The sequence below is a fragment of the Stenotrophomonas sp. CASM106 genome (assembly GCF_049384825.1).
GTDB lineage: Bacteria > Pseudomonadota > Gammaproteobacteria > Xanthomonadales > Xanthomonadaceae > Stenotrophomonas > Stenotrophomonas muris.
This window is the reverse complement of record NZ_JBMRFS010000007.1, coordinates 137,443-153,398: the sequence shown is the minus strand read 5'-3', so window position 1 is coordinate 153,398 and position 15,956 is coordinate 137,443. Positions and strand designations below refer to the sequence as shown.

Genomic DNA, 15,956 nt, shown 5'->3' with positions numbered 1-15,956 from the left:
GTCAGGCGGCCGCAGAAAGATCGGGCAGTTCCGGCGTGTGCTGCAGCAGCAGGCCGAACTGGCGGGCCAGGTGGTCCAGCAGCACCGGCTTGACGGCATCCAGCCCGGAGGGGCCGCCCAAGTCTACCACCGAGGTCACCTGCAACCCCTGATAGCCACAGGGGTTGATGCGGTGGAAGGGTTCCAGGTCCATGGTCACGTTGAAGGCCAGGCCATGGAAAGTGCAGCCGCGGCGCACGCGGATGCCAAGCGCAGCGATCTTGGCGCCACCGACGTAGACGCCCGGGGCGCCCTCGCGGCGTTCGGCGCCGATGTTCCACTCGGCCAGGGTATCGATGAGGGCCTGCTCGATGCGGCACACGTAGTCGCGCACACCGATGCCCAGCCGCGGCAGGCGCAACAGCGGGTAGACCACGATCTGGCCGGGCCCGTGATAGGTCACCTGGCCGCCACGGTCCACGTGCAGCACGGGGATGTCACCCGGCGCCAGCACGTGCTCATCCTTGCCGGCCTGGCCCAGGGTGAACACCGGATCGTGCTCGACTACCCACAGTTCGTCGGCGTCGGCGTCGCTGCGCTGGTCGGTGAAGCGCTGCATGGCGCGCCACACCGGCTCGTACGCCTGGCGGCCGAGGTCGCGGACCACCGCCGGACGCGGCGCGCGGTCTTCCGGGGCGGCTTCGGCCGGGCAGCTGTCGGCTACAGCGTCCACTTCACTTCCGGGTGGTCGCGCAGCGCCTGGTGCGCCAGGTCGTACTGCTCGCGGCTCTCGGCCTTGAACACGATGCGGACGGACACGTACTTGCCGTTGGACGAATGCTTCCAGCTGATGCGTTCGTTCACCACATCGATGCCGGCAGCCAGCAGCAGACGGGGAAGCTCATGCTCCAGGCCGCGGTTGGCCGGGCCCATGGCGCTGAGCTCGAACTGGCCGGGGAACTGGAAGCCGTGGTCGGGGTTGTCGGACTTGATTTCCATGGCCCCATTATCGGGCCGCAGGGCAACAAACCCAAGAGTATTCATCAACGTCAAAGACAGCACTGGCGGCCTGCTGCGTTGCAGCTGGCCCAAAAGCGGGGGCGGAGAGCCCAACGGCAGCTGACTGGTTCTTTCGGCCCCTCACTGACCGGGGCATCGTGCGCGCGGCCTGCAGTCGCCTTCACGCCAGGCCTGCGGCGCGTGCGCGGGTAACGAATTGTGTCCGCCGGACAATGTTGTTTTCGGAACAGACAAGTGATCCCAACGTGCTCGTTCCGGCGCGCGGGCACGAGTACCGTAGCGTTGCAGAAAACGACAGAAAACCGCCCCCTTCCCCATGAGCATTCCATCCATGCGTAGTGTCGCAGCCCTCGGGCTGGCCGGCCTGCTGGCCTCTGCCCTCCCCTTTGCCGCCCAGGCGGCCGAACAATGTGGCCCGGACGCGATGCGCGATCACCCGCCGCAGGTCAATTTCCGCGTCGACAACGACCTGTTCGGCGGCCGCCACCAGGACCAGGGCTATACCAACGGTGCGCTGTTGACCCTGGTCTCGCCCAATCTGGTCGATTACACCGACGACCCGTGCCTTCCACGCATGGCGCGCTGGGTGAACCAGTACCTGGAAGGCCTGCATCCGGGCAGGTTCGAACAGCAGAACATGATCTTCAGCATCGGCCAGGGCATCTTCACCCCGACCGATTTCAGCCGCAGGGACCTGATCGAGGACGACCGCCCTTACGCGGGCGTACTGATCGCAAATTTCGGTTTCAATGCGCGCAGCGGCGACCGCCTGCAGACCACCCAGCTGACGTTGGGCGTAGTTGGCCCGTGGGCACAGGGCAAGCAGGTGCAGAATGCCGTGCACGAAGTGCTGGGCGACGAGAAATTCAAGGGCTGGGACAACCAGCTGCACAACGAGCCGCTGTTCATGCTGACCCATGAGCGCATGCGCCGCTGGCCGGGTGATGCCAGCATCAATGCCGACGGCTGGGGTTGGGACGCGATCAGCCACTACGGCGGCTCGATCGGCAACCTGGAAACCAAGGCCAACCTCGGCGGTGAAGTGCGCTTCGGCTGGAAGCTGCCGGACGACTTCGGCAGCACGCCGTTGCGCCCGGCCGGTGAGAACACGGCACCGACCCGCAGCGGCCGTCCCAATGGCTGGTCCTGGCACCTGTTCGCGACCTCGGACGCGGCCTGGGTGATCCGCGACATCACGCTGGATGGCAACACGTTCCGCAACAGTCACAGCGTGGACAAGCGCCATGTGGTGGCCTACGGCGGCTATGGCGTGGCCGTGATGTACGGACGCTGGAAGTTCGCCGCTGCGCGTTACCACAGCACGCGGGAGTTCAACGGCCAGCGCCAATCGCCGGTGTTCGGCAGCTTCACGATCAGCCGCTCGCTGTAGGCGAGGGGCTGAGGGTGAAGCGGGTAGGTGCCGACCGTTGGTCGGCACACCGGTTACCGCATCGCTCGCTGCAAGTCAGACGCTGCAGGTCGTGCCGGCCGCTGGCCGGCTGCCGGCAGTTCCGGATGAGTTGCTGGGGAGCCGGCCAGCGGCCGGCTCTACCCGCATCCGGGTGGGTTCATGGGGAGCCGGCCAGCGGCCGGCTCTACCCCCCCGTCCTGGATGGGTCTCTACCCCCCGCGTGCGGGGGGAAGCGGCATCCCGAAACAGAAAAGGCCGGCATTTGCCGGCCTTTTCGTTCACCACGCCAAGGCGTGGATCATTCCGATTCCCACCACATCCAGAAGCTGTCCCACAGGCGCTTGAAGAAGCCGGCCTGCTCGACGGCGGCCACGGCCACCAGCGGTGCCTCGGCGATGACCTTGCCATCCAGCGTGACCTTCACGGTGCCGATCTGCTGGCCGGCAGTGAACGGTGCCTCCAGGGTCTTGGGCACGTCGATGCTCGGCTTCAGATCGTTGTAGCGGCCGCGCGGCACGCTCACCAGCATCGGCTGGGCCACGCCCAGCTGTACCTTGTCGGTGGTGCCCTTCCAGACCTTGTGCTCGGCCACGGCCTTGCCCGGTTCGTACAGGCGGTGGGTCTCGAAGAAGCGGAAGCCCCAGTTCAGCAGGGCCAGGCTGTCGTCGGCACGCTGCTTCTCCGACGCACCACCCAGCACTACGGCGATCAGGCGCTGGTCGCCACGCTGGGCCGAGCTCATCAGGCAGTAGCCGGCTTCGGACGTGTGGCCGGTCTTGATGCCATCCACGCTGCCATCGCGCCACAGCAGCAGGTTGCGGTTCGGCTGCTTGATGTTGCCGACCTGGAATTCCTTGATCTTGTTATACGCGTAGGTTTCCGGGTAATCACGCACCATCGCGCGGCCCAGCAGCGCCAGGTCGTAGGCGGTGCTGTGGTGGCCCTGTGCGGTCAGGCCGTGGGCGTTGACGAAGTGCGAGTCCTTCATGCCGATCTTGGCGGCGTAGCTGTTCATCAGCGACGCAAAGGCCTCTTCGCTGCCGGCCACATGCTCGGCCAGGGCGATCGCGGCGTCATTGCCGGACTGGATTGCCATGCCCTTTTCCATGTCTTCCAGGCGTGCGGTCTGGTTCACCGGGAAGCCGCTGTAGCTGCCGTCAGTACCGGCGCCACCTTCGCGCCAGGCGCGCTCGCTCATCATCACCTGGTCATCTGCACGGACCTTGCCGTTCTTGACCTCGGCGGCAACCACGTACGACGTCATCACCTTGGTGATGCTGGCCGGGGCCAGCTGCTCGTGGATGTTCTCGCCGGCCAGCACCTGACCGGTGGCGTAGTCCATCAGGACCCAGGCCTTGGACACGCTCGGGGCCGGGGCCGGCGGGGTCGCGACGGTGGCCGGGGCGGCAGCGGCGGCGGCAGGCGCCGGCGTGGCCGGGGTCGGCAGCGGCGTCTGGGCGGAAGCCAGGCCCACCACCAGGGTGGCGGCCAGGGCGGTGGCGGCGGAACGGAAATTCATTGGACAGCAGGCTCCAGGGGACGGCCGGGAATGGAGGGTGGAACGTAACGGCCATTGTAAGGCCGGGGGAGCCTGGGCCGGCAGCACCGGCCCGGGCGGATCAATCCTTGACGATCTGCGGCGAACCCAGGCCCAGACCGGCGATGCGGCCGGCAAGTTCCGCGGCACTGGCATGGTCGGTGGCAGGAACGCGCAGACGGAACAGGGTGCGGCCACCGGCGGCGATGTCGCTGATGGTCGCGCCGACGATGCCGGCAGCGTTGAGCTGGCCCATCGCGCGGTTGGCGTTGTCGCGACTGGAGAAGCTGGCGACCTGCACCATCACCGCGCCCACCACCTGCTGCGACAGGCTGGGTGCCGCCGGCGTGGCGGCGACGGTGCGCACGGGTGCCGGCGCGACGGCGCGCGGCGCGGCGCTGGCGACTGCAACCGGCGCCGGTGCGGTGTTGCGCAGCGGTGCACTCGGCGGCAGGCTGCTGACCGCCACGTCCGGCACGGTGCTGGCCACGCCCTGGGTGGTGGCCGGCTGGCCGCGTGCCGGCATGCCATCGGCCGGCAGGCGCTTGACCAGGCGATCGATATCGCTGTCGGCAGTGGCGCGCGCGGTCGCTGCCGGGCGTGCACTGGCCACCGCAGCTGCCGCTTCGGCGGCACGACGCTCGCGGCGGGACGGCTTCTGCGCCAGCAGGTTGCTCTCGCCCGGCTGCAGCGCGCGCACTTCCACGTTGCCGGTACCGCGCTGGGTGATGCCCAGGCGCACGGCGGCGGCATAACTGAGATCGACCACGCGACCATCGTGGAACGGGCCGCGGTCGTTGACGCGCACGATCACCGACTCGCCATTGTCGAGGTTGGTCACGCGGGCGAAGCTGGGCAGCGGCAGCGTCTTGTGCGCGGCGGTGAACTGGTACATGTCGTAGACCTCGCGGTTGGAGGTCAGGCGGCCATGGAACTTGGCGCCGTAGTACGACGCGGTACCGCGCTCGACATAGTCGTGGGTATCGTCGAGCACCTTGTACGACTTCCCCAGCACCACGTACGGCGACTTGTTGCCGATCGCCGAGCGCTCCTCGGCGGTCACTTCCGGCTCGGGAATGCAGGCCACGTTGGGAATGTAATCCGGCGTGCTGTCACGCACGCCCGGCTTGTACAGGCCACCGGCAGTGTAGTTGCCGCGGGTGCTCAGGTCTTCCTTGGCCGCCGCGTACGGTGACCCTTCCGGGCAGTGTGCCGGGCGCGAGCCACGCCCCTGCACCAGCGTGCCGCCGGACTTGCCACCATGGCCGGCCGTGGCCGGCTTCTTCGGCGCGCTGCTGCAGGCAGCCAGCGCGAGGACGATCAAGCCTGGGACCAGCCATCTGATGTTCATGCCGGGGGCAGCTCCTGTCCGGCGATGGCCTGGGACAACTGGAACACGGCCATCGCGTACATCTTCGAGAGGTTGTAGCGGGTGATCGCGTAGTAGTTCTGGAAGCCCAGCCAGTACTGCTTGCCGGTGCTGCCTTCAAGCGTGATCGGCGTGGCGGTGGCGCCCGGCTGCACCGGCGCGCCCGGCTGGTAGCCGCGCTGCGCCAGGTCGTCCATCGTCCAGGTCGGCATCCATTCGGTCGGATTGAACTCCTCGCGGCCCGGCGCCAGCGTGGCCGGCACGGCCACCTGCCCGCCACGCACCCAGCCGCCCTTCTTCACGAAGTAGTTGGCGATGGACGAGAACACGTCGTCGTAGCTGGTGAACAGGTCGCGGCGGCCATCACCGTTTCCGTCCACGGCGTAGTCGAGATAGCTGGACGGCATGAACTGGCCCATGCCCATCGCACCGGCATAACTGCCCTTGAGCGTGGTGATATCCAGTTTCTCTTCGTGGCCCAACTCGAACAGCTTGGCCAGCTCATCGCGGAAGAACAGCTCGCGGCGCACTTCGCGTTCCAGCTTGGCCGGGTCGCCGCTGCGCGGGTAATAGAACGCCAGCGTGTACAGCGCATCGAGCACGCGATGGCTGCCAGCATTCCTGCCGTAGCTGGTTTCCACACCGATGATCGCGACGATCACTTCGGCCGGCACGCCGGTGCGCTGCTGCACGCGATCCAGTTCGGCGCGGTGTTCGGCCAGGAACGCGCGGCCGCCATCGATGCGCGCCTTGCTGATGAACATCGGCCGGTACTCATTCCACGGCTTGACCCGTTCGGCCGGGCGCGACATCGCGGCGATGATCGGCTGGCGCACCTGCGCCTGGTCGAGCACGCTGCTGATCTGCTCCGGCTTCAGGCCATAGCGCTTGGCGGTATCGGCAATGAAGCGGGCCCGTGCGACCTCGAACGGCACCGGGGTGAGATCGACAGGCGCCGCGGTGGCGGCGGTGGCTTCAGGCGCGGCCTCGGCCGGGCCATGGGCCTTGGCGGCGGGCTGGCGCGGCGTACTGCTGGCCTGGGGCGAAGACGGTGGGGACTTCGGCTGGGTCGCGCAGGCGACCAGGCCGAGGGTGAGCATGCAGGCCAGAGTGCGTCGAATCATCGTCGCAGGTTAGCAGGTCATGGATGAATTAAAACCCCTAACACCATGAATCACAACGATTTGCCTGCGACCAGCGGGAAATGTGAAGGCATCGTGATCGCCCTTCCCCATTCAGATAGAGGTTGCCGGTTGCGTCCCCATCCCCGCAGACGCAACCGGCGACCGGATCCGGTCGGTACCTGCGCGGCTGCCGCTCCCCAGTGGCAGTACCCCGCGCTCCCTGTACCCGTTGGATCAGTACTGCTTCCCGCCCGACGCCCCCTCGCGCTGCAACGATTGACGGCGCGCCGTGCCGAACGGGCCGCCATTGTGCAGGCCGATTACGACAAGTCCATTGATCAAGATCAACGCGGTGTAAAAGTGTGAACCAGCTAACGTTTTTTGCGGACTTTCGTCAGCGGGCGTGCTGTCGTGCATCGGTGTGAGAACGCTTACACAACGGGCGTTGCGCAGTCAGGTAGTTTCCAGCCAACGGCGCAGCCCCTCGTGGGTGGCCACGCAAAGCAGTTCAGCGGTGGGGCCGGGTAGAGGGGCTGCACAGGGGACGCTGCAAGTACGTCCCTGTAAGCTCGGTCGCCGCATCCATGCGGCTCACGCCCCTGCGCAGCCCCTCTACCCGGCCACGGACAGGTTCCGTGCGCGTCTACCCACGGCGAAGTAAAGAGAAGATCAAAAGCAAAGGCGGCCTGGCGGGTCGCTTCATTGCCGTGTGTAGAGCCGAGCCATGCTCGGCTCACGAGCAAGCGCAGCGTCGCGATCCGCTTTTGATCTTCTTTTTCTTCTCCGTGGGTGGCAGACCTCCGAAATCTGTCAGAAGCCGGTCGGGTTGGGTACGCGGGGGTGTCAGCCGCATGGATGCGGCTGCCAAGCCTCCAGGGACGGATTCACGGCGTCCCCCGCGTACCCAACCCGACCGGCCCACCTGCGGCTTCTGCCTTCCGCAGCCACCCAGACACCACCCACGAGGGGCTGCGCCGTTGGCCGGAAACCCTATCCCCCGTGCACGGGCCGGTGCCCGCGTACCGCCATCACCAACCCGATGCCGGCCAACAGCGAAACCGCCGATGTCCCGCCGTAGCTGATCAGCGGCATCGGAATGCCCACCACCGGCAGCAGGCCGGAAATCATTCCGCCGTTCACCAGCACGTAGACGAAGAACGCCAGCCCCAGGCTGCCGGCCAGCAACCGTGCATGCGTGTCGCGCGCGTGCACGGCAATCCACAGGCAACGCCCGACCACGAACAGGTACAGCGCGAACAGCGTCGCCACGCCGATCCAGCCGAACTCTTCGGCCAGCACCGAAAACGCGAAGTCGGTGGTGTATTCGGGGAGGAAATCCAGCGTGGCCTGGGTGCCCTGCCCCCAGCCGCGTCCCTGCCATCCCCCGGAGCCGATCGCGATGCGTGACTGCAGGATGTTCCAGCCGGTGCCCAGGGGGTCGGCCGCCGGGTCGAGGAAGGTCAACACACGATCCTTCTGGTACTGACGCAGCAGACCGAACCACGCCAGCGGCGCGGCCACTGCCAGCCCCGCCGCGCCGGTCGCCACCCAGCCCCAGTGCAGGCCCGCCAGCAACAACGCGAACACGCCGCTGGCGGTGACCAGCGTGGCGGTGCCGAGGTTGGGCTGCATCAGGATCAACACCGCCGGCGCGCCGATCAGCACCGCGGCGGTCAGTACCGTGCGCGGCGACGGCGGCAGCGGTTGCCGGTGCAGGTACCAAGCCATCATCAACGGCAGGCTGAGCTTGAGCAGCTCCGACGGTTGCAGGTAGAACACGCCGAGGTTGAGCCAGCGCTGCCCATATTTGCCGGTGCCGATCACATACACCGCCATCAGCGGCAGCATCGACAGCGCGTACAACGCTGGTGTCCACGCGCGCAGGCGCAGCAGCGAAACACGTGACAGCAGCCACATCGCCAGCAGTCCACCCGCAAAGCGCGCCGCCTGCCCGGCCACCGGCCCGGACACACTGTGCAGCACCGCCAGGCCCGCGCCCATCAGGATCAGCAATGCGACCAGCAACGGCAGATCGATCGTGCGCACTGCCTCACGGCAGCCGCCAAACAGTCGTTTCCATTCCACGCACAGCACGCTAGCAACGGGCGCTTGCGTGAAGCTGTCAGGGTGCTTCTGATCTCCGTAGCCGGGCTGTGGGGTCAGATCCCTTTTCCCTGTGCAAAAAGGAATCTGACCCCGACGCCGTACTCAGCCGTAGCCGCCGTGCACCGGGTTGTGACTGCGCACGGCCATCACCAGACCGAAGCCGGCCAGCAATGACACCGCCGAGGTACCGCCGTAGCTGATCAGCGGCATCGGCACGCCCACCACCGGCAGCAGGCCGGAAATCATCCCGCCGTTCACCAGCACATAGACGAAGAACGCCAGGCCGGTGGCGCCGGCCAGCAGGCGCGAATACGAATCGCGCGACTGGCTGGCGATCCACAGGCAGCGCCCGATCACCACCAGGTACAGCGCCAGCACGGTGGCCACGCCGATCCAGCCGAACTCCTCGCTCAGCACCGAGAACGCGAAGTCGGTGGTCTGTTCGGGAATGAAGTTCAGGTGCGACTGCGAGCCCTCGCCCCAGCCCTTGCCATCGAAGCCGCCGGAACCGATCGCGATCTTCGACTGGATGATGTTCCACCCGGCCCCCAGCGCATCCATCTCCGGGTCCAGGAACATCATGATGCGGTCCTTCTGGTACGGCCGCAGCAACCAGAACCAGGCCACCGGCGCGACCGCGGCCACGCCACCCACACCCAGGCCGACCCACCACCACGGCAGGCCGGCCAACAACAGCACGAACACGCCACTGGCAGCGATCAGCACACCAGTACCGAAGTCCGGCTGCAGCATCACCAGGCCAGTGGGCACGCCGATGATGACCAGGGCCACGAGCACGGTGTTGAAGCGCGGCGGCAGCGGCATCTTGTGCAGGTACCAGGCCACCATCATCGGCAGGCTGACCTTCAGCAGCTCGGCCGGCTGCAGGTAGAAGAACTTCAGGTCCAGCCACTGCCGGCCGTACTTGCCGGTGCCCAGCACGAACACCGCCAGCAACGGGATCATCGAGATCGCGTAGATCATCGGCGTAGCCGAGCGGATGCGCAGGATCGGCACCCGCGAGATGCCCCACAGCGCGGCCATGCCCACGGCGAAGCGCGCGCCCTGGGCCATCACCAGGCTGTCGCCACCGGCGCTCTTCAGGGTGGCCAGGCCGATCACCATCAGCGTCCCCAGGGCCAGGCACAGCACCCAGTCCAGCGTGCTGAAGAAGCGGCGCAGCATGTCGCCGGCCCAGCGCAGGAACACTCTCATCGTACGGGCTCCGCGACGGTCGGGCGTGGCGTGGCGGGCAACACGGCGGCGGCCGGCGTACCCGGCTGCGGTGCGGGTACAGGTTCCGGCGCCGGCACGCCGACCAGCGCCGGATGTTCACCCAGCTGCGCCGCGGCGAGGTCGCCAGCCTGGCGCGCGCCGGCATCTTCGTTGTCGAACGCGGTGGCGCCGATGGCGGTGGTGCCGCGCTCGCTGTCCAGTGGCTGCATGCCTTCGGGCATCTTGCCCAGCAGGTAGGCGTCGAACACCTTGCGTGCGATCGGCGCGGCCGCCGAACCACCATAGCCGCCGCCTTCCACGGCCACCGCGATCGCGATCACCGGGTTTTCCACCGGTGCGAAGCCGACGAACAGCGCGCGGTGGCGCAGGTGCATCGGCAGGCTCTTCGGATTCACCGCCGCCGTGCCCTTTCGGCTGATGACCTGCGCGGTACCGGTCTTGCCGGCCATCACGTACGGCGCACCCACCGCCACGCGCCAGCCGCTGCCGCCGGGCCGCATGGTCGCCATCATGCCCTCGCGCACGGCCTGCACGTTGGCGGGGTTGGGGCTGACCGGCTTGCTCTCGCCAGCCGGCATCGCCGACCAGTCGCTGTCGAAACCCTCGCGCTGCTGGATCACCAGGTGCGGGGTGCGCAGCTGGCCATCGGCCAGACCGCTGACGCCGCGCGCCAGCTGCAGCGGGGTGACCTTCCAGTCACCCTGGCCGATGCTGATGTTGACCGTATCACCGGGGTACCAGGCTTCCTTGCGGCTCTTCCGCTTGTAGGCCGGCGACGGCAGGATGCCGCCGATCTCGCCGGTGAGGTCGATGCCGGTCGGCTGGCCGAAGCCGTAGTACTCCATGTAATGGTCGAAGCGCTCGATGCCCAGGTCCAGCGCCAGCTTGTAGTAGTAGGTGTTGACCGATTCGGCGATGGACTTGCGCAGGTCGGTCCAGCCATGGCCGCCACGGTGGGCGTCACCCCAGCCGCGGGAAGTGCCCGGCAGATAGAACATGCCGGTGGACAGCACCTTGTCTTCCGGGCGTCGAACGCCCGAATCCAGGCCGGCCAGGCCGATCAGCGGCTTCAGCGTGGAACCGGGGGCGACGCCACCGAGCACCAGGCGGTTGAACTGCGGCCGCGACGGGTTTTCGTTCAGCGCCTTGAAGTCGGCATGCGAGATGCCGTTGACGAACAGGTTGGGGTCGTAGGACGGCAGGCTGACCATCGCCAGCACTTCGCCGGTGCGCGGGTCCATCGCCACCGCCGAGCCTTCCTGGTCGCCGAAGGCGGCCACCATGGCGCGCTGCAGGTCGGCGTCGATCGACAGCCGCAGGTCGGCGCCGGACTGCGCGGCGACGCGGCCGATGGTGCGGATCGCGCGCCCCTGCACGTTGGTCTCGACCTGCTCGTAGCCGACCTTGCCGCGCAGCTGCTGCTCGTAGTAACGCTCCAGGCCGGACTTGCCGATGTGGGTCAGCGCGGCATTGCCTTCGCCGAGGATCTCCAGATCCTTGTCATCAACGCGGCCAACGTAGCCGATGATGTGCGCGAACAGATCGCCGTAGGGGTAGCGGCGGGTCAGGTAGGGCTCCAGCTCGACGCCGGGGAAGCGCCAGCGGTCGACCGCGAAGCGCGCCATCTCCTCGTCGCTCATGCGCAGCTTCAGCGTGACCGGCAGGAACTTGCGGCGCGCCTTGCGCGACTTGTTGAACGCTTCCAGCTCTTCCGGGCTGATGTTGATGATCTTCGCCAGCCCGTCCAGGGTGGCGTCCATGTCCTTGACCTTGTCCGGGGTCACGTCCAGGCGGAAGGCCGGCACGTTCTCGGCCAGCAGGCGGCCATTGCGGTCGTAGATCATGCCGCGCCCGGGCACCACCGGCCGCGGCTTGATGCGGTTGGCTTCCGAGCGCGTGGCATAGACGTCGTGGTCCAGCACCTGCAGCTTGAAGTACCAGCCGCCCAGGCCCAGCAGGCAGACCAGCACGCCCAGGAAGCCCAGCGCCGCGCGGCGGCGGAACTGTTCGGCTTCGGCGTGCGGGTTCTTGACCTGGCGGCGCGGGATCATGGCTCAGCGCCCGCGCTTGCCGAAGCGCACCGCGTCCAGCAGCACGAACACCAGCGGCCACAGGCCCATGCCCAGCAGCGGTGCCCACCAGTACGACCACGGCAGGGTCGGCTCATCCACCACGATGTGGACCAGCGCGCTGACGATGCGGTCGTTGAACAGCAGGCCGCCGATGGCCAGCATCTGCTGGGACATCGGGAAGAAGCGGATGCGGGCGCGGAAGCGCTGCAGGATGAAGGCCAGCATCACCAGCCGCAGCGCCTGTTCGCCCAGCACGCCGCCGTACAACAGGTCGGCAACCACGCCGCTGGCGAAGGCGATGCCCAGGCCGACGCGTTCGGGAGCTTCGATGACCCAGTACGCCAGCACCAGCGCCAGCCAGTACGGGCGCAGCGGCTGCAGCAGCGCCGGCAACGGCAGCAGGCCCAGCAGCAGCGCCACCACCAGGCTGGCCGGCAGCACCCACGGGTTGTCGCGCAGGCGGCTCATCGCTGGGCCTCCGGCGTGGTCGGTTGCCGGCCAGCGGCCGGCACTACCGTGGACCCGGCTGGGGTGGAGCCCCCCTCTTGTTGAGGGGGGCGCGCCAACGGCGCGGGGGTAAGGGAGGATGCGCGGGCCGGTTGCACCGAAGGTGCAGTCGGCTGAGGGGGGCGCGCCGAAGGCGCGGGGGTAAGGGAGGATGCGGGGGCAACAGTCCTCGTTTGCGACGAGGGCTGTTGCCGGCCAGCGGCCGGCACTACCGGGGAGCTGGCCGGAGCCGGCGTCGTTGCCGCTGGCGCGGCTCCCGCAGGCACGCTGGCGCCGGTGGCCGGCCCCCCCGGGGCGGTTTCTTCCAGCTGCAGGCGCAGTTCCGGCGGAATGCGGATCGCCGCGCCCGGGCGCAGCAGCAGCACGTCGCGGCCGCGGTCGAGCTGGGCCGCCGGCTTCAGTTCGCCGACCAGGAAGGCATGGGTGTCGTCCGGGCGCAGGCCGGTGATGGTGCCGACCGGGAAGCCGGCCGGGAAACGCCCGCCGAGGCCGGAGGTAACGATCTCATCGCCCACTTCCACGCCGGCGCTGAGCGGAATGTCGCGCAGCTCCAGCGTATCGCCGCGGCCGTAGACGATCAGGCGCACGCCGTTGCGGGCCACGGTAACGGGCACCGCGTGGTCGGGGTCGGTCAGCAGCAGCACGGTGGAAGTGCCGCCGGTGACACTGATCACCTGCCCCATCAAGCCGCCGGCATCGATCACCGCCTGGCCGACGTGCACGCCTTCGCGGGTGCCGGCGTCGAGCACCAGGCGCTGCTTCACCGGGTCCAGGTCGATGTCCAGGATCGGCGCCAGCTGCACGTCCAGGCCGCTGCGCTCGGCCACGTTCAGCAGTTCGCGCAGCTGGGCATTGTCCAGCGCGGCGGTCTGCAGGCGGGTCAGGCGCGCGTTGGCCAGCAGCAGCTGGTTGCGCAGTTCGCGATTCTCGGTCACCAGCTGGGTATGGCTGGCGGCGGAATCCTTGACCTGGTTGCCGAGCTTGCCGGGCAGGCCGGCCAGCGCCCACACCGGCTGCACCAGGCTGTTGGCCTGCTCGCGCAGGCGCGCCAGCCAGCCGGCCTGGTCATCGAGCACGATCAGGGTGATGGCCAACGCGAGATAGGCCAGCAACCGCAGGGGGCTGGCGGCATCACCGGATCGGGAGGCAACGGGAGGACCGGCGTAGGGCGGCACGGCAACGATTCAACTGGCAGAAGGCGAAAGGGAAACACGCGGGCGCCCCGCCGGTGCCGGCCCGCCATCACGGCGGGCCGCACCCCGGAAGGGCGCGGCGGGCAGGAACGGCCGGGACGGCTTATTCCGGCGCAAAGAACTCGTTGCCGTGCATGTCCACCAGCTCCAGCGCACGGCCGCCACCGCGGGCCACGCAGGTCAGCGGATCGTCGGCCACCTGCACGTGCAGGCCGGTTTCCTCGGAGATCAGGCGGTCCAGGTCGCGCAGCAGGGCGCCACCACCGGTCAGCACGATGCCGCGCTCGGCGACGTCGGCGCACAGTTCCGGCGGGGTCTGCTCCAGCGCCAGCTTGACCGCGCTGACGATGCCCGACAGCGGCTCGTGCAGGGCCTCGAGCACCTCGTTGGAGCTGATCTTGATCATCTTCGGCACGCCCTCGGCGAGGTTGCGGCCGGAGATTTCCATCTCGATCACTTCCGCCTGCGGGTAGGCGCAGCCCAGCTCGACCTTGATGCGCTCGGCGGTGGCTTCACCGATCAGCATGCCGTGGTTGCGGCGCACGTAGTTGGTGATCGACTCGTCGAAGCGGTCGCCGCCGATGCGGACCGAGGCCGAATAGACGATGCCGTTGAGCGAGATCACCGCCACTTCGGTGGTGCCGCCGCCGATGTCGATGACCATCGAGCCACGGGCCTCGGTGACCGGCATGCCGGCGCCGATCGCGGCCGCCATCGGTTCTTCGATCAGGAACACGTCACGGGCACCGGCTTCCTCGGCCGATTCCTTGATCGCGCGGCGCTCGACCTGGGTCGAGCCGGCCGGCACGCAGACCAGCACGCGCGGGCTCGGGCGCAGCACGCGCGATTTGTGCACCTTCTTGATGAAGTGCTTGAGCATCGCCTCGGTGTAGGTGAAGTCGGCGATGACGCCGTCCTTCATCGGGCGGATGGTGGTGATGTGACCCGGGGTACGGCCCAGCATCTGCTTGGCTTCGGCGCCCACGGCTGCCACCGAGCGGGTGCCACCGATGGCACGGTCCTGGCGCACGGCCACGACCGACGGCTCGTTCAGCACGATCCCCTGCCCGCGCACGTAGATGAGGGTGTTGGCCGTGCCCAGGTCGATGGACAGGTCGTTGGAGAACATGCCACGGAGTTTCTTGAACATCTGAGGAAGGAGTCCTGAGGGGTGTCGTGCCCGCCGCGGGATGGCGAAAAAATGGGCAGAAATCGAGGCCGACAAGCCTAGCAACCCGCCTGCCGCCGAGCAAGGAAAAAACTAGCTGAACCCGCGTCTTCACAGGCTTTCGGCCTGATCGGGCATCACCCGGTTCTGGCCCTGAGCGGCACCAGCGGGTAACCTTTGCGCCGTCGGGCGCCCAAGGGCGCCGTTTGCTTGCCCGCTGAACCGGGCTGGCCCACCCCAAAATTCACCGCATAGGCTTACATCGATGTCCGCTCTGATCTGTGGTTCTCTTGCCTTCGACACCATCATGGTGTTTCCGGACCAGTTCAAGAATCACATCCTGCCGGACAAGGTGCACATCCTGAACGTGTCCTTCCTGGTGCCGCGCATGCGCCGCGAGTTCGGCGGCTGCGCCGGGAACATCGCCTACAACCTGCACCTGCTGGGCGGCCAGCCGATCCCGATGGGCACCGTGGGTTCGGACTTCGGCCCGTACCGCGAGTATTTCGAAGGCCTGGGCATCGACCTGTCGCGCGTGCGCGTGATCGATGAGCTGTTCACCCCGCAGGCGTTCATCACCACCGACCACGACAACAACCAGATCACCGCCTTCCACCCGGGCGCGATGATGCGTTCCTACGAGAACCATGTGCGCGGCGTGCCGGGCGTGACCCTGGGCCTGGTCGGCCCGGACGGCCGCGAAGGCATGATCCAGAACGCGCAGGAATTCCACGAGGACGGCATCCCGTTCATCTTCGACCCGGGCCAGGCCATGCCGCTGTTCAACGGCCCGGAACTGCGCGCCTTCATCGACCAGGCCGACTACGTGGTGGTCAACGACTACGAGTCGAACCTGCTGCAGGAGCGCACCGGGTGGGACGAAAAGGAGATCGTCAGCCGGGTCAAGGCCTACATCACCACCCGCGGCCCGAAGGGCGCGGTCATCCACACCCCGGAAAAGAGCTACGACATCCCGCCGGCGCACGAGCGCCGCGTGGTCGACCCGACCGGCTGTGGCGACGCCTTCCGCGCCGGCCTGATCTACGGCATCCAGAAGGGCTACGACTGGCTGACCATCGGCCGCATGGGCAACCTGATGGGCGCACTGAAGGTCGAGCACCCGGGCACGCAGAACCAGCGCTTCACCTTCGACGAGTTCAACGAGCAGTTCAAGCAGCAGTTCGGTTACGCGCTGGGCGCGTAAACCGAACTGCCCGCGCATTCCACCTTATCC

14 protein-coding genes are annotated in these 15,956 nt (G+C 67.8%); 3 read left to right on the top strand and 11 right to left on the bottom strand.

The genetic code is table 11. The annotated features are described in order from the left end of the window. Position 1: 1 nt before the first annotated feature. Together lipB and VG556_RS17010 are read right to left on the bottom strand one after the other, a co-directional pair. Positions 2-712: a lipoyl(octanoyl) transferase LipB gene (lipB, locus tag VG556_RS17015; protein ID WP_100450627.1), complete on the bottom strand. Its 711-nt coding sequence runs from the start codon at positions 710-712 to the stop codon at positions 2-4. Then, positions 700-978, bottom strand: coding sequence for a YbeD family protein (locus tag VG556_RS17010; protein ID WP_005411067.1), 279 nt, complete (start codon positions 976-978; stop codon positions 700-702). Before VG556_RS17010 ends, lipB begins: the two co-directional genes overlap by 13 nt. Before the next feature lie 352 nt (positions 979-1,330). On the opposite strand from VG556_RS17010, the gene VG556_RS17005 reads away from it, so the two are divergent. Further along, a complete protein-coding gene (locus VG556_RS17005) occupies positions 1,331-2,389 on the top strand; it encodes a lipid A deacylase LpxR family protein (RefSeq protein ID WP_080281880.1) in 1,059 nt (352 codons plus the stop codon). A gap of 319 nt (positions 2,390-2,708) precedes the next feature. On the opposite strand, the gene VG556_RS17000 is transcribed toward VG556_RS17005, so the two are convergent. The 3 genes from VG556_RS17000 to mltB all read right to left on the bottom strand — a co-directional run bounded on the left by VG556_RS17000 (position 2,709) and on the right by mltB (position 6,440). Continuing rightward, positions 2,709-3,929: a D-alanyl-D-alanine carboxypeptidase family protein gene (locus VG556_RS17000; protein WP_014648443.1), complete on the bottom strand. Its 1,221-nt coding sequence runs from the start codon at positions 3,927-3,929 to the stop codon at positions 2,709-2,711. 100 nt (positions 3,930-4,029) lie between these two features. Continuing rightward, a complete protein-coding gene (locus VG556_RS16995; RefSeq protein ID WP_049408081.1) occupies positions 4,030-5,298 on the bottom strand; it encodes a septal ring lytic transglycosylase RlpA family protein in 1,269 nt (422 codons plus the stop codon). Continuing rightward, positions 5,295-6,440 carry a lytic murein transglycosylase B gene (gene mltB / locus VG556_RS16990; protein ID WP_100450628.1) on the bottom strand — a complete coding sequence of 382 codons (1,146 nt, stop codon included), beginning with the start codon at positions 6,438-6,440 and terminating at the stop codon, positions 5,295-5,297. Before mltB ends, VG556_RS16995 begins: the two co-directional genes overlap by 4 nt. Before the next feature lie 45 nt (positions 6,441-6,485). Between mltB and VG556_RS16985 the strand changes: the two genes are divergently transcribed. Then, the gene (locus VG556_RS16985; RefSeq protein WP_401730966.1) at positions 6,486-6,806 is read left to right on the top strand and encodes a hypothetical protein; all 321 of its coding nucleotides are present in this window, start codon (positions 6,486-6,488) and stop codon (positions 6,804-6,806) included. Between the two features lie 624 nt (positions 6,807-7,430). Here VG556_RS16985 and rodA (VG556_RS16980) read toward each other — a convergent pair. The 6 genes from rodA (VG556_RS16980) to VG556_RS16955 all read right to left on the bottom strand — a co-directional run bounded on the left by rodA (VG556_RS16980) (position 7,431) and on the right by VG556_RS16955 (position 14,704). Beyond that, positions 7,431-8,525, bottom strand: a complete 1,095-nt coding sequence (rodA, locus tag VG556_RS16980; RefSeq protein WP_049406772.1) for a rod shape-determining protein RodA — start codon at positions 8,523-8,525, stop codon at positions 7,431-7,433. 123 nt (positions 8,526-8,648) lie between these two features. Then, positions 8,649-9,761 carry a rod shape-determining protein RodA gene (gene rodA, locus VG556_RS16975; protein WP_014648447.1) on the bottom strand — a complete coding sequence of 371 codons (1,113 nt, stop codon included), beginning with the start codon at positions 9,759-9,761 and terminating at the stop codon, positions 8,649-8,651. Continuing rightward, positions 9,758-11,833: a penicillin-binding protein 2 gene (gene mrdA / locus VG556_RS16970; protein ID WP_100450629.1), complete on the bottom strand. Its 2,076-nt coding sequence runs from the start codon at positions 11,831-11,833 to the stop codon at positions 9,758-9,760. Before mrdA ends, rodA (VG556_RS16975) begins: the two co-directional genes overlap by 4 nt. A gap of 3 nt (positions 11,834-11,836) precedes the next feature. Then, on the bottom strand, positions 11,837-12,322 hold the full coding sequence (gene mreD / locus VG556_RS16965; protein ID WP_005419400.1) for a rod shape-determining protein MreD: 486 nt from the start codon (positions 12,320-12,322) through the stop codon (positions 11,837-11,839). Continuing rightward, positions 12,319-13,536, bottom strand: coding sequence for a rod shape-determining protein MreC (gene mreC, locus VG556_RS16960; RefSeq protein WP_053496213.1), 1,218 nt, complete (start codon positions 13,534-13,536; stop codon positions 12,319-12,321). The genes mreD and mreC overlap by 4 nt, the downstream gene beginning before the upstream one ends. A gap of 121 nt (positions 13,537-13,657) precedes the next feature. Next, the gene (locus VG556_RS16955; RefSeq protein WP_005419402.1) at positions 13,658-14,704 is read right to left on the bottom strand and encodes a rod shape-determining protein; all 1,047 of its coding nucleotides are present in this window, start codon (positions 14,702-14,704) and stop codon (positions 13,658-13,660) included. A 283-nt stretch (positions 14,705-14,987) separates the two neighbouring features. Between VG556_RS16955 and VG556_RS16950 the strand changes: the two genes are divergently transcribed. Beyond that, entirely contained in the window at positions 14,988-15,926 is a 939-nt protein-coding gene (locus VG556_RS16950; RefSeq protein ID WP_005411078.1) for a carbohydrate kinase family protein, read from the top strand. The last annotated feature ends 30 nt before the right edge of the window (positions 15,927-15,956 follow it).